This is a genomic window from Mesorhizobium sp. C399B (assembly GCF_030323185.1).
Classification (GTDB): Bacteria; Pseudomonadota; Alphaproteobacteria; order Rhizobiales; family Rhizobiaceae; genus Mesorhizobium.
Map to the genome: position 1 here is coordinate 840337 of NZ_CP100472.1, position 16359 is coordinate 856695.

The window sequence follows — 16359 nt, forward strand, 5'->3', positions numbered from 1 at the left end:
GATTTGGCGACCGGAGACTTGCCAACCGGAGACTGGGCTACCGAAGACTTCGCTGCCGCGGCTTCGCTCATGCGGTTGCACCGAAGCGTTTCCTGGCCTCCGCGACCGGCAGCGTCTCGCGCTCGCCGGTCCGGCGGTTCTTGATCTCGATCTCGCCGGCGGCCACGCCGCGCGGCCCGACGATCACCTGCCAGGGCAGGCCGATCAGGTCGGCGGTGGCGAACTTGCCGCCCGGCCGCTGGTCGGTGTCGTCGTAAAGCACATCCTTGCCGGCGCCGGTGAAGGCGGCGTAGAGCTCGCCGCAGACGCGGTCGCACTCGGCGTCGCCGGCCTTCATGTTGATCAGGCCGATGTCGAACGGCGTCACCGCTTCCGGCCAGATGATGCCGTTATCGTCATGGCTGGCCTCGATGATCGCCGCCACCAGCCGCGACGGACCGATACCGTAGGAGCCGCCGGAAACGAAATGATCCTTGCCGTCGGGCCCGGTCACCTTGGCGCCCATGGGCTTGGAATATTTGTCGCCGAAATGGAAGATGTGGCCGACCTCGATGCCGCGTGCCGAGACCCGGTCGGCTTCGCCAAGCTTGTCCCAGGCCGCCTCGTCATGCATCTCGTCGGTGGCGGCGTAAGGCGTCGTCCACGTCTTGACGATGTCGGCGATCTCGCCGTCATTGCCGAAGTCGGTTTTCTCGCCGGGCACCTGCAGCGACAGATATTCGCGGTCGCAATAGACCTGGCTCTCGCCGGTGTCGGCCAGGATGATGAATTCATGGCTGAGATCGCCGCCGATCGGCCCGGTGTCGGCCCGCATCGGAATGGCCTGCAGCCCCATGCGCGTGAACGTCCTGAGATAGGATACGAACATGCGGTTATAGGCGGCCTTCGCGCCCTCGAAATCGAGGTCGAAGGAATAGGCATCCTTCATCAGGAATTCGCGCGAGCGCATAACGCCGAAGCGCGGCCGCACCTCGTCGCGGAACTTCCACTGGATGTGGTAGAGGTTTAGCGGCAAGTCCTTGTAGGACTTGACGTAGGCGCGCACGATCTCGGTGACCACTTCCTCATTGGTCGGACCGTAAAGCATGTCGCGGTCCTGCCGGTCCTTGATGCGCAGCATCTCCTTGCCGTAATCGTCATAGCGGCCGCTTTCGCGCCACAGATCGGCCGACTGGATGGTCGGCATCAGGATTTCCAGCGCGCCGGCGCGGTTCTGCTCCTCGCGGATGATGCGGCAGACCTTGTCGAGCACCAGCTTGCCCAGCGGCAGCCAGGAAAAGCTGCCCTGCCCCTGCTGGCGGATCATGCCGGCACGCAGCATCAGCCGGTGCGAGACGATCTCGGCCTCGCGCGGATTTTCTTTCAGGATGGGCAGGAAAAACTGCGACAAACGCATGGACAGGTCCGTGAGAGAGGAGGCTGCGCCGGAATCGGCGCGGCTGGCTTGCTTGCCCCGGCTTCATAGCTATTTCGTGACGGAATGGAAACCCGACCGGTCGCATCGGTCCGAAATCGCAAAAATCGATTCTTCTTCCAAAGACCTTCGCACCGAAAACGATAATGCTTCTGACGCAAAGTGATCGCCTGACTGCAAAGTCCTCACACACGCTTTGCGCGTCCGGGCGACGCGGCACACCTGACCAGATTAAGGCGGCAGCCCCGGTGTTGTTCGTTTCGCAAGCAAAGCCTGCCGCACTATTGTGCACTGCAGCACAGATTGCCCGATTGCGGGCAAAATTCTGCGTGACAATTTCATCAGGGTTAGGCTAGTGTGCCCCGATAACCGAGAGGGTGGAGAAAAATCTGCTCTCCTACGCGGTCAAAGTCTTGGGAGGATGCGATCTAGGCGCGGTTACCCGCTGCCGCCGGAAACCGGAAAACAGATCGGAACGCGTTTAAATTGCAAGGCCTTGTGCCTTGCATTTTTTTTGCCCGATCATCTGGTTAGATCAACCTGTTCCCAAATCACGTGAGCTTGCGTCAGCCTGACACCAAGGCGTGATTCTAATGCGGGTGGGCCATGCCTGGCCGCCTATTGCGCATCGCAGGCTGGCGAGACAAAATCTGAGTTTGGCGCTCCGAAACAGACACAAACATCCCAGCCGATCTGCCGGCGGGAAAGTGGTTAGTTAGCCGGTGCCTGGCTGGCTTCGGGGATGATGTGCGGGACTTCGTCGAGGCTGTAGCCCAGCCCGTGCGTCAGGCTATAGAAAACCCCCATGACGACAGCCGTGACGATGGTGGTGCGGATCACGGCGCGCAGCATATGCGGCCCGCGCGGCGCACTCGCAACCGTGCCCAGCGTCACGTCCTGGTCGTCATCCTGCGTCTTGACGCTGAACGGCAGCACGATGAACAGCATCAGCCACCAGGTGATGAAGAACAGCGCGGCAAACGAAATCCAGCTCATGCCTGCTCCAGTTCGACCAGCGTGCCGAAGAAATCCTTGGGATGCAGGAACAGCACCGGCTTGCCGTGGGCGCCGGTTTTGGGATTGCCGTCGCCCAGCACGCGGGCGCCGCTCGCTTTGAGGTGATCGCGCGCGGCAAGGATGTCGTCGACCTCGTAGCAGACATGATGCATGCCACCCGAGGGGTTCTTGTCCAGAAAGGCCGCGATCGGCGACCCCTCGCCCAGCGGCTCCAGGAGTTCGATCTTGGTGTTGCCGACATCGACGAACACCACGGTAACGCCATGCTCGGGCAGCGCTTGCGGCGCGGTGACCTTCGCGCCAAGCGTATCGCGATAGGCCGCAATCGCCGCGGCCAGGTCCGGCACGGCAAGCGCGACATGGTTCAGGCGTCCCAGCATGAAGTGCTCCACAAGTTAAGAGAGTAGGGAATGGGCAGCAGGCAGTAGTGATACATCTGCATTTGTCTCCACTGCCTACCGCCTACTGCCTATTCCCTCACCTCGTCACAAACACCGTCACCAGCGGCTTCTTGCCCCAGGCCTCGTTGGCGGCGCCGCGCACGGCGCGGCGCACCGCTTCCTGCACCAGATCGAGGTCCTTGCGGCGCTGGCGAGGGATCGAGTCGACCGCGCCGACGGCCGCGTCGAGCATCAGATCTTCCATGTTTTCGCCACGGGCATTGGCCTCGGCGACGCCGATGGCGACCAGATCGGGATCGCCGGCGAGCTCATATTTGTCGTCGAGCACGACATTGACCGCGACATGGCCGGCAAAGGATAGCTTGCGCCGGTCGCGTATGCCCATCGCCTGGTCGGTGCCGATCAGCCTGCCGTCCTTGTAGATGCGGCCGAACGGCACCTGGTCGATGATCGTGGCCGGACCCGGCGCCAGCCGCAGCATGTCGCCGTCGCGCACTTGCGCCACCTGGCCGATGCCCGACGTCGACATCAGCGACCCCTGCGCCACCAGATGCGCGGCTTCGCCGTGCACGGGAACGCCGATCTGCGGCCGCACCCATTCATACATCCTGCGCAATTCGCTGCGGCGGGGATGGCCGGAGACATGCACCAGCGCGTCGCCATCCTCGATGATCTTGATGCCGAGGTCGATGAGGCGGTTCTTGATCTCGAGGATCGCCTTCTCGTTGCCGGGAATGGTGCGTGAGGAAAACACCACCGTGTCGCCGGCGGTCAGCGACACCGACTTCATCTCGTCGCGCGACAGTTTTGCCAGCGCTGCCAGCGCCTCGCCCTGGCTGCCGGTGCAGATGATGACCAGGTTCTCGCGCGGGATGAAGCCGAAATCCTCCTCGGCGATGAACTCCGGCAGCCCGTCCATGTAGCCGAGCTCGCCGGCGACATCGATGACCCGCTTCAGCGAGCGGCCGAGCACCAGGCACTGGCGGCCGGCATCGCGCGCCGCCTTGGCGATCGAGACGATGCGTCCGACATTGGAGGAGAAGGTGGTGACGGCGACACGGCCGACAGCGCTCTGGATGACGCCCCTGAGGCCTTCGCCCACCGCCACTTCCGACGGCGATTCGCCTTCGCGCAGCGCATTGGTGGAATCGCAGATCAGCGCCAGCACACCCTTGTCGCCATAGGCGCGAAACCGCGCCTCGTCGGTTTTCGGACCGATCGTCGGTTCCGGATCGATCTTCCAGTCGCCGGTATGGATGACGGTGCCGGCCGGCGAGGTGATCGCCAGCGACATCGGCTCGGGGATCGAGTGCGCCACCGGAATGGCCTCGATCGAGAACGGGCCGACAGTGAATGTTTCGCCTGCCCGGTAGATCGTCACCGGAATTTTCTTCGGCGCGCCCTGCTCGCCCTGGCGCTTGGCGTCCAGCAGTCCGGCGCTGAACGGTGTCATCCACACCGGCGCCTTCAGCTTCGGCCAGATGTCGAGCAGCGCCCCGTAATGGTCTTCATGCGCGTGGGTGATGATGATGCCGCGCAGGCCGGCGAGGTTCTCCTCGATGAAGCGCGTATCGGGCAGGATCAGGTCGACGCCCGGGTGCGCTGCGTCGGGAAAGGTCACGCCGACATCGACGACGATCCACTCGCGCGCGCTAGGCGGCCCATAGCCGTAAAGGGCGAAGTTCATGCCGATCTCGCCGACGCCGCCGAGCGGCACGAAGACGAGTTCGGCGTTTTGCGCTTTCGCCATCAAATTTCCCTTCCCGGCCCTTGCGGCCAGCCCTAAATCTTTGCCGACGCGACGGCGCCGAAATGCACGTCGCCGGCGGCTACCGTCACGACCGACCCCTCATCATCGCGGATCACGAAACGGCAGTCCGCGTCAATGGTCTCGAAGGTACCGCGCACCACATTCCCGTCAATCCTGACAGCAACCTCGCCGCCAAGCCCCGCCGCGCGCGCCAGCCAGCGACGCCGGATGGCGTCGAGCCCGCGTCCGTCGTCCCACAGCCGGGCATTGTCGGTCCAGGCATCGGACAGCGCCAAGAACAGCGTTTCGGCGTCGCATGTCGCGCCCAGTGCCTGAAGCGATGTCGCCGGATACGGCAAATCCGGCGGATGCGCCACCACATTGACGCCGATGCCCACCGCCACCGCGAAACGACCGCCATCGAGAATGGCCGATTCCAGCAGGATGCCGGCCAGCTTGGCGCCGGAGGCCAGCACATCGTTCGGCCATTTCAGCTCGAAGCGGTTCTGCCCCTGGCTGGCGCCGTCGAGGCCGATGGCGAACCTGCCCTTCGGCACCACGGCGTCGAGCGCGTCGGCCAGCGACAGGCCGGCGACGAAGCCCAGCGTCGCGGCAAGGCGAAGTTCACCACCGGTGATGACGAGCAATGTCGCTGCCAGATTGCCTTCGGGTGAGACCCAGGCCCGGCCGCGGCGGCCGCGGCCGCTTTCCTGCTTCTTGGAAACGACCCATAATTTGCCGGGGTCGCCTGCCCTTGCGTGGTCCAGCGCCAGCGTGTTGGTGGAGCCGACACTGTCGTGGGCCTCGAGCCGGAACCCTTCCGTTTCAGAAGTTGGAGCCAGCCGAAATGCCATCCGGTCAGAAAAACGTCTTGGCGGCGGCTTCGGCGTAGGTCGCGATCGGACCGCCGATCAGCACATAGAACAGCACGAAAGCGCCACTGAGGCCGAGCACGAGGCGCAGCTCGACGGCCATCGGCACGAAGCCGCCGGCCGGTTCGTCGAACCACATGATCTTGATGATGCGCAGGTAGTAGAAGGCGCCCACGACGGAGGCCAGCACGCCGATGATCGCCAGCGCATAAAGGTTGGCGTTGATGGCGGCGAGGAAGACGTACCACTTCCCCCAGAAGCCGGCGAGCGGCGGGATGCCGGCCAGCGAGAACATCAGGATGGTCAGGATCGTCGCCATGATCGGGTTGGTCGAGGAGAGACCGGCGAGATCGCTGATCTGCTCGACATTGCCTTCCTTGCGCCGCATGGCGAGGATGAAGGCGAAGGTGCCGAGCGTCATCACCAGGTAGATCAGCATGTAGATGGCGACGCCGCGCACGCCGGCCTGGCTGTTGGCGGCAAGGCCGACCAGCGCATAGCCCATATGGCCGATCGAGGAGTACGCCATCAGCCGCTTGATGTTGGTCTGGCCTATTGCCGCAAAGGCGCCGAGCGCCATCGAGGCGATCGAGATGAAGACGACGATCTGCTGCCAGTCGGAAGCGATCGGCTTGAAGGCGCCCATGGTGACGCGCACGATCAACGCCATCGCCGCCATTTTGGGAGCTGCCGCCAGGAAGGCGGTGACCGGTGTCGGCGCACCCTCATAGACATCGGGCGTCCACATATGGAACGGCACCGCCGATATCTTGAAGGCAAGGCCGGCCAGCACGAAGACCAGGCCGACGACGAGGCCGAGCTGGCGCTCGCCGCTGCCGAGTGCCGAGGCGATTTCCTGGAAGCCGACATTGCCGGTGTAGCCGTAGACGAGGCTGATGCCGTAGAGCAGCATGCCCGACGACAGCGCGCCGAGCACGAAGTACTTCAGGCCGGCCTCGGTCGAACGCAGATTGTCGCGATTGATCGCCGCCAGCACGTAGATCGCCAGCGACTGCAGCTCGAGGCCGAGATAGAGCCCGATCATGCCGTTGGCCGAGATCATCAGCATCATGCCGAGCGTGCACAAAAGGATCAGCACTGGGTATTCGAACTTGTCGAAATGCTCCTGCTTGGCAAAGCGCATCGACATCACCAGCGTTACCGCCGAACCGATCAGTGACAACACCTTCATGAAGCGGGAGAAAGGATCCTGGATGAAGGCGTTGCCATAGGCGCTCCCCTGCCCCGTGGAGAAGACCAGCCATAGGCAGGCGATCACCAGCACGGCGACCGCAAGTCCGGTCACCAGATTGACTGCGTTGGCGCGCGAATAGGCGCCGACCATCAACAGCGCCAGCGCGCCGATGGCAAGGATCAGCTCCGGCGTCGAGAGCGAAAGGCTGGCGTAAAGGTCCGGCGTCATGGTTCGCAAAACCCTTGGTTAATTCGCCGCCGCGGTCTGCGCGGCGCCGATGGATGCGGTGACATTGGTGACGAGCGCCTTGACCGACTGGGCCGTGGCATCGAAGACGGGGGCGGGATAGACGCCGAAGAAGATGACCAGCACGACCAGCGGGTAGATGATCGCCTTCTCGCGCGTCGACAGGTCAAGCAGCCCCTTCAGGCTTTCCTTGGTCAGCGCGCCGAAGATCACCCGGCGGTAGAGCCAGAGCGCGTAGGCCGCCGACAGGATAACACCGGTGGCGGCGAAGAACGCCACCCAGGTGTTGACCCGGAACACGCCGAGCATGGTCAGGAACTCGCCGACAAAGCCTGACGTGCCGGGCAGGCCGACATTGGCCATGGTGAAGATCAGGAACACGGTGGCGTATTTCGGCATGTTGTTGACCAGCCCGCCATAGGCGTCGATCTCGCGCGTGTGCATGCGGTCGTAGATGACGCCGACGCACAGGAACAGCGCGCCGGAAACGAGGCCGTGGCTAAGCATCTGGAAGATCGCGCCCTGCACGCCTTCCTGGTTCATGGCGAAAATGCCCATGGTGACGAAGCCCATATGGGCGACGGAGGAATAGGCGATCAGCTTCTTCATGTCCTCCTGCATCAGCGCCACCAGCGAGGTGTAGATGATGGCGACTACGGAGAGCGTGAACACCAGCGGCGCGAACATTTCCGACGCCAGCGGGAACATCGGCAGCGAGAAGCGCAGGAAGCCGTACCCGCCCATTTTCAGCAGGATACCGGCCAGGATCACCGAGCCGGCCGTCGGCGCTTCGACGTGCGCGTCGGGCAGCCAGGTGTGCACCGGCCACATCGGCATCTTCACCGCGAAGGAAGCGAAGAAGGCCAGCCATAGCCATGTCTGCATGCTGGCCGGGAAGTTGTGGGTCAGAAGCGTCGGGATGTCGGTGGTGCCGGACTGGAAGAACATCGCCATGATGGCGAGCAGCATCAGCACCGAGCCGGCGAGCGTATAGAGGAAGAACTTGAACGAGGCGTAGACGCGGCGCTTGCCGCCCCAGACGCCGATGATGATGAACATCGGGATCAGGCCGGCCTCGAAGAAGACGTAGAACAGCACGATGTCGAGCGCGCAGAACACGCCGATCATCAGCGTTTCCAGCAACAGGAAGGCGATCATGTAGGCCTTGACGCGCTTGTCGATCGCTTCCCACGACGCCAGGATGCAGAGCGGCATCAGGAACGTCGTCAGGATGACGAACAGCATCGAAATGCCGTCGACGCCCATATGGTACGAGATGCCGGAATCCAGCCAGGCAAACTTCTCGACGAACTGGAAGCCGGCCTGCGAATTGTCGAAGCCGGTCCAGATGAACAGCGAGATGATGAAGGTGGCTGCCGTTGTCGTGAACGCGATGGCGCGGATGTTGCGACGCGCATTCGGGCTGTCATCCCTGATGAACAGGATCAGCAGCACACCCACCAGCGGCAGGAAGGTGACCAGCGAGAGGATTGGCCAGGCGGTCATCAGAGCATCATCCAGGTGACGAGTGCGGCCACGCCGATCAGCATGGCGAAGGCATAGTGATAGAGGTAGCCGGTCTGCAGCTTGACGACGCGGTTGGTGACGTCGACGACGCGCGCCGAAATGCCGTCCGGGCCGAGCCCGTCAATGATGGTGCCGTCGCCGGTCTTCCACAGGAAGTGGCCGAGGGCTTTTGCCGGCCGAACGAACAGGAAATCGTAGAGCTCGTCGAAATACCATTTGTTGAGCAGGAAGGCGTAGAGCAAGCGATGGTTGGCGGCGACACTCCGGGGCAGTTCCGGCGAGCGGATGTAGAACTTCCAGGCGACGACAAAGCCGATCACCATGGCGATGAAGGGCGACAGTTCCACCCACAGCGGCAATTCGTGGATCTCGTGCAGGATGTGGTTGTCCGGCAGCGTGAACAGCGACGCCTTCCAGAACTCGGCATAGCCTTCGCCGATGAAGGCGTTGTGGAAGATCACACCGGCAAACAGCGCGCCGGCCGCCAGGATGAACAGCGGCACCAGCATCACCGGTGGCGATTCATGGACATGGTGCATGACATCATGGCTCGCCCGCGGCTTGCCGTGGAAGGTCATGAAGATCAGCCGCCAGGAATAGAAGGAGGTGAAGCAGGCGGCGATGACCAGCAGGATGAAGGCCAGGCCGGCGACCGAATTGTGGCCGGCAAAGGCGCTCTCGATGATGGCGTCCTTGGAGAAGAAGCCGGCGGTGCCGATGACGGTCACCGGAATACCGACGCCGGTCAGCGCCAGCGTGCCGATCACCATCATCCAGTAGGTCTTCGGAATGAGCTTCCGCAGGCCACCCATCTTGCGCATGTCCTGCTCGTCGGAGACGGCATGGATGACCGAGCCGGAGCCGAGGAACAGCAGCGCCTTGAAGAAGGCATGCGTGAACAAATGGAAGATGGCAGCGCCATAGGCGCCGACGCCGAGCGCGACGAACATGTAGCCGAGCTGCGAGCAGGTCGAATAGGCGATGACGCGCTTGATGTCGTTCTGGACCAAGCCGACGGTCGCCGCGAAGAAAGCGGTAAAGGCGCCGATGAAGGTGACGACCGTCAGCGCCGAATGCGACAGTTCGAACAGCGGCGACAGGCGCGCCAGCATGAACACCCCCGCGGTCACCATGGTCGCGGCATGGATGAGCGCCGAGACCGGCGTCGGGCCTTCCATGGCGTCGGGCAGCCAGGTGTGCAGCGGCACCTGCGCCGACTTGCCCATGGCGCCCATGAACAGCAGCAGGCAGACGATCGTCATGGCCGCCTGCTTGTCCAGCGCGTAGCCGAGGAAGGTGAGCACGGCAGCGCCTTGCGGCGCGCCTTCAGCCGGAATGAAAGTCGCCGCATTGGCGAAGATGGTGCCGAGATTGACCGAGCCGAACAGAACGAAGACGCCGAAAATGCCGAGCGCGAAGCCGAAATCGCCGACGCGGTTGACGACGAAGGCCTTGATGGCAGCGGCATTGGCCGACGGCTTCTTGTACCAGAAGCCGATCAGCAAATAGGAGGCGAGACCCACGCCTTCCCAACCGAAGAACATCTGCACGAGATTGTCCGCCGTCACCAGCATCAGCATGGCGAAGGTGAACAGCGACAGATAGGCAAAGAAGCGCGGCCGGTTCGGATCGTGGTGCATGTAGCCGATCGAATAGATATGGACCAGCGCCGACACGGTGTTGACCACCACCAGCATGACCACGGTCAGCGTGTCGATCCTCAGCGCCCAACTCGCGTCCAGGCCGCCCGACTGGATCCAGCGCAGCACCGGCACGGTGAACACCTCGCCTTCGCCGAAGCCGACGGAGAAGAAGGCAACCCAGGACAGCACGGCCGAAATCACCAGGAAGCCGGAGGTGATGTATTCCGATGCCTTGGCGCCCAGCGAATTGCCGAACAGGCCGACGATCAGGAAGCCGAGCAGCGGAAGGAAGACGATCGCTTGATACATGTTAGCCCCGTCAACCCTTCATCTGGTTCACGTCTTCGACCGCGATCGAGCCGCGGTTGCGGAAGAAGACGACGAGAATGGCAAGTCCGATGGCGGCTTCAGCGGCTGCGACCGTCAGCACGAACAGCGCGAACACCTGGCCGACGAGATCGCCCAATGCCGCCGAGAAGGCAACGAAATTGATGTTGACCGCCAAAAGAATCAGCTCGATCGACATCAGGATGACGATGATGTTCCTGCGGTTCAGGAAGATGCCGAACACGCCCAGCGTGAACAGGATCGCCGATACGGTCAGGTAATGTGCGATGCCGACGACCATGGCCAGATCAAACCTTTCCCGGCATTTGTTGAATCATTGAACGCGCGGATACGATGGCGTCCAAAAGGCTGTCTATGGCAGAAGGCTCGAAGATAACTGTTGCATCATTCCGGCCTGCCCCCTGAACGTATGTGAAATCTTCGCTCTTGATGTTCAGCGTAAGATTCCCGTCGCGATTCCAGACGAATACCCAGGCCTTCTCAGTCGAATCAACCCGCCAAGAGGCAACCTGCTCTCCCCAGTATTTTTTCTTCAAACGACCGAACATCGTCAGAGCCCCTCGCCCGACTTGACCTTGCGGATTTCCATGCCTGTCGCCGGCGTGCGGCCGACCTGGGCTGCGATCGACTGCCGCTTGATCCCTTCCTTGTGGCGCAGCGTCAGCACGATGGCGCCGATCATGGCGACCAGCAGGATGAGGCCCGAAATCTGGAAGTAGTAGAGGTAGTCGGTATAAAGGATGTCGCCGAGTGCTGCGGTGTTTGTCCGCGCGGCAAGATCCGGGATGGGTTTGGAGACCGTCGAGGCCAGTTGCGGCGCGAAGGTGTAGCCGCCGAGCACCACGATCAGCTCGGCCGCCAGGATCAGCCCGACCAGCGCGCCGATCGGCGCATATTGCAGGGCGCCTTCCTTCATCTCGGCGAAGTCGACATCGAGCATCATGACGACGAACAGGAACAGCACCATGACCGCGCCGACATAGACGACAAGCAGGATCATCGCCAGGAACTCGGCGCCGGTCAGCATGAACAGGCCGGCGGCGTTGAAGAAGGTCAGGATCAGGAACAGCACGGAATGCACGGGGTTGCGCGACGAAATGACCATGAAGGCCGACGCCACCGCGACAAAGGCGAAGAGGTAGAAAAAGGCCGCCTCTAGTCCACTCAGCATTGGGGATCCCCCGGGTTCCTGTCCAAACAGGACATCCGTCCTGTTTGATTTCTGCGACCGCCTCCGGCCGGCAAGTTGCGTTGTCCTTAGACGAGGCCCCTCGCCCCGTCCATGCGTCAAATGTCAGCGGTAGGGCGAGTCCAGCGAGATGTTGCGCGCCAGTTCGCGCTCCCAGCGGTCGCCATTCGCCAGCAGCCTGTCCTTGTCGTAGTAAAGCTCTTCGCGCGTCTCCGTCGCGAACTCGAAATTCGGCCCCTCGACGATAGCGTCGACCGGGCAGGCTTCCTGGCAGAAGCCGCAATAGATGCACTTCACCATGTCTATGTCGTAGCGCACGGTGCGGCGCGTGCCGTCATTGCGGCGCGGGCCGGCCTCGATGGTGATCGCCTGCGCCGGACAGATCGCTTCGCACAATTTGCAGGCGATGCAGCGTTCCTCGCCATTGGGATAGCGGCGCAGCGCGTGCTCGCCACGGAAGCGCGGGCTGGTCGGCCCTTTCTCGTGCGGATAGTTGATCGTCTCCTTCGGCGCGAAGAACTGGCGCATCGACAGGAAGAAGGCGCTGACGAAATCCTGCAGCAGCAGCGATTTTGCGGCCTGGCCAAAAGCGGACATCACGCAAACCCCGTGATTTTGAGGAAGGCCGCGGTGGCAACGACCATGAACAGGGAGATCGGCAGGAACACTTTCCAGCCCAGCCGCATCAGCTGGTCGTATCGGTAGCGCGGCACGAAGGCCTTCACCATGGAGAACATGAAGAACATCAGGCAGATCTTGAGCACGAACCAGATCACGCCGGGCACCCAGGTGAAGGGGGCGAAGTCGAAGGGCGGCAGCCAGCCGCCGAGGAACAGGATGGTGGCCAGCGCGCACATCATCACCACGGCGACATATTCGCCGAGGAAGAACAACAGGAACGGCGTCGAGGAGTATTCGACCATATGGCCGGCGACGAGTTCCGACTCGGCTTCCACCAGGTCGAAGGGCGGGCGGTTGGTCTCGGCCAGCGCCGAGATGAAGAAAATGACGAACATCGGGAACAGCGCCAGCCAGTGCCAGTCGAGGAAGCTGTTGGGCAGGCCAAGCTTGGTGCCCAGCCCATCCTGCTGCGACAGCACGATGTCCGACAGGTTGAGCGAGCCGACGCAGAGCAGCACGGTGACGATGACGAAGCCGATCGAGACTTCGTAGGACACCATCTGCGCCGCCGAGCGCAGCGCGCCGAGGAACGGGTATTTCGAGTTGGACGCCCAGCCGCCCATGATCACGCCGTAGACCTCGAGCGAGGAGATGGCGAAGACGTAGAGGATGCCGACATTGACGTTGGCGATCCCCCAGCCCGCATTGACGGGAATGACCGCCCAGGCCGAGATTGCCAGCACGGCCGACACCAGCGGCGCCAGCAGGAACACGCCCTTGTTGGCGCCGGACGGAATGACCGGTTCCTTGAAGACGAATTTCAGCAGATCGGCGAAAGCCTGCAGCGTGCCCCACGGGCCGACGACGTTCGGGCCGCGGCGCAATTGCACCGCCGCCCAGATCTTGCGGTCGGCGTAAAGCAGGTAGGCAACCCCGATCAGCAAAACGACGATCAGCACGACCGACTTTAAAAGGATGATCAGCGTCGGCACCACATAGAAGGAGAAGAAAGTGTCCATGTCTACTCTGCCGCCTGCCTGAAGCCGTTTTTCGCCAGCGCCGAGCATTCCGCCATGACGGCGGAGGCCCGCGCGATCGGGTTCGTCAGATAGAAATCCGTGACCGGCGAGGTGAAAGTGCCCTTGTTCAGCCGCCCGCCGAGCTTCGCCACCCTGGCGATGTCGTCGGGGTTGCCTGAGACAACATGATCGATGCGGGCGAGATGCGGGTATTCGCCATAGAGTTTGGCGCGCAACTGCTGCAGCGAATCGAAGGGTAGTTTCTTGCCCAGCACATCGGACAATGCCCTCAGGATCGCCCAGTCCTCGCGCGCATCGCCCGGCGCGAAGCCGGCGCGGTTGGTCTGCTGCACGCGTCCCTCGGTGTTGACATAGGTGCCGGACTTTTCGGTGTAGGCGGCTCCCGGCAGGATGACATTGGCGCGGTGCGCACCGGCGTCGCCATGCGTTCCGACATAGACAACGAAGGCGCCGCCGGTCTTGGACATGTCGATCTCGTCGGCGCCGAGCAGGAACAGAACCTCGCTCTCCCCCAGCATGCCGGCAACGTTCTTGCCGCCCTTGCCAGGCACGAAGCCGACATCGAGACCGCCGACGCGCGCGGCCGCAGTGTGCAGCACGGCAAAGCCGTTCCAGTCGGCGCGGGCAGCGTTCACGGCCGTGGCGAGTTTCGCCGCTTGGCCGAGCACCGCCGCGCCGTCGGCACGCGATAGTGCGCCCTGGCCGACGATGATCAGCGGATGCGTCGCCTTCTTCAGCACCTGGAAGAACTTGCCGTTGCCATCGGCCAAGTCTTTCAGCGACTCCGGACCGGCGCCGAGCTGTTCATAGTCGTAACGCGTGTCGCCGACCTCGCCGATGACGCCGACCGGCAGATTGCCGATCCGCCAGCGCTTGCGGATGCGGGCATTGAGCACCGAGGCCTCGAAGCGCGGATTGCCGCCGATGATCAGCACCGCGTCGGCCTGCTCGATGCCCTCGATGGTGGGGTTGAAGATGTAGCTGGCGCGGCCGAGCGCGGGATCGAGTGCGGCGCCGTCCTGGCGGCAATCGGTGTTCTTCGAGCCCAACGCAGCCATAAGCTGCTTAAGCGCGTAGATTTCCTCTACGGCGGCAAGATCGCCCGCAATCGCGCCGATTTTCTCGGGCGCCGCATTCGACACCGCATCCCTGATCGCAACGAACGCTTCGGCCCAGCTGGCCGGCGCCAGCTTTCCGTCCTTGCGGACATAGGGGCGGTCGAGGCGCTGCGTGCGCAATCCGTCCCAGATGAAGCGGGTCTTGTCGGAAATCCACTCCTCGTTCACCGCTTCATTGACGCGCGGCAGGATGCGCATCACCTCGCGGCCACGGCTGTCGACGCGGATTGCCGAGCCGACGGCGTCCATGACGTCGATGGATTCTGTCTTGGTCAGCTCCCACGGCCGCGCCTGGAAGGCGAACGGCTTCGACGTCAGCGCGCCGACCGGGCAGAGGTCGATGACATTGCCCTGCAGCTCCGAGGTCATGGCGCTTTCGAGATAGGTGGTGATCTCGGCATCCTCGCCGCGGCCGATCAGGCCAAGCTCGGAAATGCCCGCAACTTCCGTGGTGAAGCGAACGCAGCGCGTGCAGTGGATGCAGCGGTTCATAACCGTCTTGACCAGTGGGCCGATATACTTGTCTTCGACCGCGCGCTTGTTCTCGTGATAGCGCGAGGAATCGACGCCGAAGGCCATCGCCTGGTCCTGCAGGTCGCATTCGCCGCCCTGGTCGCAGATCGGGCAATCCAGCGGATGGTTGATCAAAAGGAATTCCATCACGCCTTCGCGGGCCTTCTTGACCATCGGCGTGTTGGTGAAGATTTCAGGCGCCTCGCCATTCGGACCCGGACGCAGGTCGCGCACATTCATGGCGCAGGAGGCCTGCGGCTTCGGCGGCCCGCCCTTCACCTCGATCAGGCACATGCGGCAATTGCCGGCGATCGACAGCCGCTCATGGAAGCAGAAGCGCGGCACTTCCGCGCCGGCGTCCTCGGCCGCCTGCAGCAGCGTGTAGTGGTCGGGTACAGTGATCTCTTTCCCGTCGACCTTGAGCTTTGCCATCAATTGCCCCCGGCGGTCTGCGCCGTCTCATATGCCTGAAACAGATCGCTCAGCCTGATGCCATTGATCATCATGCCGGCGACTTCAGCGTTTTCTATCTTCAAATTGCTCATATTCACATTGCTGAAAAACGCGTCCGAGAGGTTCGCGTCGTCCACAACGGCCGCCGACAGGTCGACGTTGTGAAACTGCGTGTTCGACAAGTTCACATCGTCAAATCTGGAGTTGCTGACGATGGCATTGCGCACATCGAGAACATCGCTCCTGTCGTGGATCTCCATGCCTGCCACCCCTACTTCTTCGCCTTGGCGGCCAGCGTCAGCGCCGCGGCCTGGCGGGTCCACTCGTCGCGGCCGATTCGGCCGGTGAGCGACAGGTAGTCCTCGACCCAGGCGATCTCTTCCGGCGTCCACGCCGCGATCTGGGCAAAGGTCCAGATGCCGAGGCCGTTCAGCACTTTTTCCAGCTTCGGTCCAACGCCGGTGATCGCCTTGAGATCCGACGGCTTGGCCGGACGAGCCACGGCCTTGGGCTGTCTGAAATCCTCCGGCATCAATCCGATCGTCGCGCCTTCGGCGACGGCATCGGTCTTCTCCGGCTCGGCATCGACGGTGCGAGCGGCAATATCGGTCACATCCTGGGCAAAACTCTGCGCCTCGGCGATCAGGGTTCTGGTCGCCGCGCGCGCCTTGGTGGCCGGCGCGGTCTCGGAGAACTCTTGGGTGCGCTGCTCGAAATCGTCGATGATCGGCTGGAAAATCCGCTGCGATGCCTCGGCAGCACCCGACAAGGCGCCTAGCCACACGCCAAAGGCATGGTTGGCAAGGCCGAAGCCCAGCGCCGACATGGCGGCGGCACCCGCGACAGGATGCGCGAGAAGGTTGACGGCGCTGGCCATCTCCTTCGGCATCATCCTTGTCAAATCCTGGTTCATCTTCTCAAGCTGGTCCAAATTGGGCATCAAAGGGTTCGAATAGGGCGCCATAGACATCTCCTGGTCGTTTCTTCGTCAGCCCCGCCCCTATATTTCCGT

At 62.8% G+C, this 16359-nt stretch carries 16 protein-coding genes; all 16 read right to left on the reverse strand.

All coding sequences use genetic code 11. From position 1 onward, the window contains the following. Positions 1-67: 67 nt before the first annotated feature. Positions 68-1396, reverse strand: coding sequence for a proline--tRNA ligase (proS, locus tag NLY36_RS04085; RefSeq protein ID WP_023735912.1), 1329 nt, complete (start codon positions 1394-1396; stop codon positions 68-70). A gap of 729 nt (positions 1397-2125) precedes the next feature. Next, a complete protein-coding gene (locus tag NLY36_RS04090) occupies positions 2126-2410 on the reverse strand; it encodes a DUF1467 family protein (protein WP_023670803.1) in 285 nt (94 codons plus the stop codon). Further along, a complete protein-coding gene (mce, locus tag NLY36_RS04095) occupies positions 2407-2811 on the reverse strand; it encodes a methylmalonyl-CoA epimerase (protein ID WP_023670804.1) in 405 nt (134 codons plus the stop codon). The genes NLY36_RS04090 and mce overlap by 4 nt, the downstream gene beginning before the upstream one ends. Before the next feature lie 97 nt (positions 2812-2908). After that, positions 2909-4582 carry a ribonuclease J gene (locus NLY36_RS04100; protein ID WP_023735914.1) on the reverse strand — a complete coding sequence of 558 codons (1674 nt, stop codon included), beginning with the start codon at positions 4580-4582 and terminating at the stop codon, positions 2909-2911. A gap of 32 nt (positions 4583-4614) precedes the next feature. Next, on the reverse strand, positions 4615-5436 hold the full coding sequence (locus tag NLY36_RS04105; RefSeq protein ID WP_286461692.1) for a biotin--[acetyl-CoA-carboxylase] ligase: 822 nt from the start codon (positions 5434-5436) through the stop codon (positions 4615-4617). A gap of 4 nt (positions 5437-5440) precedes the next feature. After that, a complete protein-coding gene (gene nuoN, locus NLY36_RS04110) occupies positions 5441-6877 on the reverse strand; it encodes an NADH-quinone oxidoreductase subunit NuoN (protein WP_023735915.1) in 1437 nt (478 codons plus the stop codon). An 18-nt stretch (positions 6878-6895) separates the two neighbouring features. Continuing rightward, positions 6896-8401, reverse strand: coding sequence for an NADH-quinone oxidoreductase subunit M (locus NLY36_RS04115; RefSeq protein ID WP_023735916.1), 1506 nt, complete (start codon positions 8399-8401; stop codon positions 6896-6898). Next, positions 8401-10374, reverse strand: coding sequence for an NADH-quinone oxidoreductase subunit L (nuoL, locus tag NLY36_RS04120; RefSeq protein WP_023735917.1), 1974 nt, complete (start codon positions 10372-10374; stop codon positions 8401-8403). The genes NLY36_RS04115 and nuoL overlap by 1 nt, the downstream gene beginning before the upstream one ends. A 10-nt stretch (positions 10375-10384) precedes the next feature. Further along, complete coding sequence (gene nuoK / locus NLY36_RS04125; protein ID WP_023670810.1) at positions 10385-10693, reverse strand: NADH-quinone oxidoreductase subunit NuoK; 309 nt, start codon at positions 10691-10693, stop codon at positions 10385-10387. 7 nt (positions 10694-10700) lie between these two features. After that, complete coding sequence (locus NLY36_RS04130; protein WP_023670811.1) at positions 10701-10961, reverse strand: hypothetical protein; 261 nt, start codon at positions 10959-10961, stop codon at positions 10701-10703. A gap of 2 nt (positions 10962-10963) precedes the next feature. After that, positions 10964-11584, reverse strand: a complete 621-nt coding sequence (locus NLY36_RS04135; protein ID WP_023670812.1) for an NADH-quinone oxidoreductase subunit J — start codon at positions 11582-11584, stop codon at positions 10964-10966. 123 nt (positions 11585-11707) lie between these two features. Next, positions 11708-12199: an NADH-quinone oxidoreductase subunit NuoI gene (gene nuoI / locus NLY36_RS04140; RefSeq protein ID WP_023685203.1), complete on the reverse strand. Its 492-nt coding sequence runs from the start codon at positions 12197-12199 to the stop codon at positions 11708-11710. Further along, positions 12199-13242 carry an NADH-quinone oxidoreductase subunit NuoH gene (nuoH, locus tag NLY36_RS04145; protein ID WP_023735918.1) on the reverse strand — a complete coding sequence of 348 codons (1044 nt, stop codon included), beginning with the start codon at positions 13240-13242 and terminating at the stop codon, positions 12199-12201. Before nuoH ends, nuoI begins: the two co-directional genes overlap by 1 nt. Before the next feature lie 2 nt (positions 13243-13244). Beyond that, entirely contained in the window at positions 13245-15326 is a 2082-nt protein-coding gene (gene nuoG, locus NLY36_RS04150; protein ID WP_023735919.1) for an NADH-quinone oxidoreductase subunit NuoG, read from the reverse strand. Beyond that, positions 15326-15607, reverse strand: a complete 282-nt coding sequence (locus tag NLY36_RS04155; RefSeq protein ID WP_023690954.1) for a pentapeptide repeat-containing protein — start codon at positions 15605-15607, stop codon at positions 15326-15328. The genes nuoG and NLY36_RS04155 overlap by 1 nt, the downstream gene beginning before the upstream one ends. An 11-nt stretch (positions 15608-15618) precedes the next feature. Continuing rightward, positions 15619-16311, reverse strand: coding sequence for a helix-hairpin-helix domain-containing protein (locus tag NLY36_RS04160; protein WP_023690305.1), 693 nt, complete (start codon positions 16309-16311; stop codon positions 15619-15621). Positions 16312-16359: the final 48 nt, after the last annotated feature.

Bases quoted from the DNA above. Each gene is read 5' to 3' on its own strand.
- NLY36_RS04115 (WP_023735916.1), bottom strand. From the start codon at position 8,401: ATGACCGCCTGGCCAATCCTCTCGCTGGTCACCTTCCTGCCGCTGGTG.
- NLY36_RS04135 (WP_023670812.1), bottom strand. From the start codon at position 11,584: ATGCTGAGTGGACTAGAGGCGGCCTTTTTCTACCTCTTCGCCTTTGTC.
- NLY36_RS04100 (WP_023735914.1), bottom strand. From the start codon at position 4,582: ATGGCGAAAGCGCAAAACGCCGAACTCGTCTTCGTGCCGCTCGGCGGC.
- NLY36_RS04130 (WP_023670811.1), bottom strand. From the start codon at position 10,961: ATGTTCGGTCGTTTGAAGAAAAAATACTGGGGAGAGCAGGTTGCCTCT.
- mce (WP_023670804.1), bottom strand. From the start codon at position 2,811: ATGCTGGGACGCCTGAACCATGTCGCGCTTGCCGTGCCGGACCTGGCC.
- nuoG (WP_023735919.1), bottom strand. From the start codon at position 15,326: ATGGCAAAGCTCAAGGTCGACGGGAAAGAGATCACTGTACCCGACCAC.
- nuoL (WP_023735917.1), bottom strand. From the start codon at position 10,374: ATGTATCAAGCGATCGTCTTCCTTCCGCTGCTCGGCTTCCTGATCGTC.
- NLY36_RS04105 (WP_286461692.1), bottom strand. From the start codon at position 5,436: ATGGCATTTCGGCTGGCTCCAACTTCTGAAACGGAAGGGTTCCGGCTC.
- nuoH (WP_023735918.1), bottom strand. From the start codon at position 13,242: ATGGACACTTTCTTCTCCTTCTATGTGGTGCCGACGCTGATCATCCTT.
- NLY36_RS04160 (WP_023690305.1), bottom strand. From the start codon at position 16,311: ATGGCGCCCTATTCGAACCCTTTGATGCCCAATTTGGACCAGCTTGAG.
- NLY36_RS04090 (WP_023670803.1), bottom strand. From the start codon at position 2,410: ATGAGCTGGATTTCGTTTGCCGCGCTGTTCTTCATCACCTGGTGGCTG.
- proS (WP_023735912.1), bottom strand. From the start codon at position 1,396: ATGCGTTTGTCGCAGTTTTTCCTGCCCATCCTGAAAGAAAATCCGCGC.
- NLY36_RS04155 (WP_023690954.1), bottom strand. From the start codon at position 15,607: ATGGAGATCCACGACAGGAGCGATGTTCTCGATGTGCGCAATGCCATC.
- nuoN (WP_023735915.1), bottom strand. From the start codon at position 6,877: ATGACGCCGGACCTTTACGCCAGCCTTTCGCTCTCGACGCCGGAGCTG.
- nuoI (WP_023685203.1), bottom strand. From the start codon at position 12,199: ATGTCCGCTTTTGGCCAGGCCGCAAAATCGCTGCTGCTGCAGGATTTC.
- nuoK (WP_023670810.1), bottom strand. From the start codon at position 10,693: ATGGTCGTCGGCATCGCACATTACCTGACCGTATCGGCGATCCTGTTC.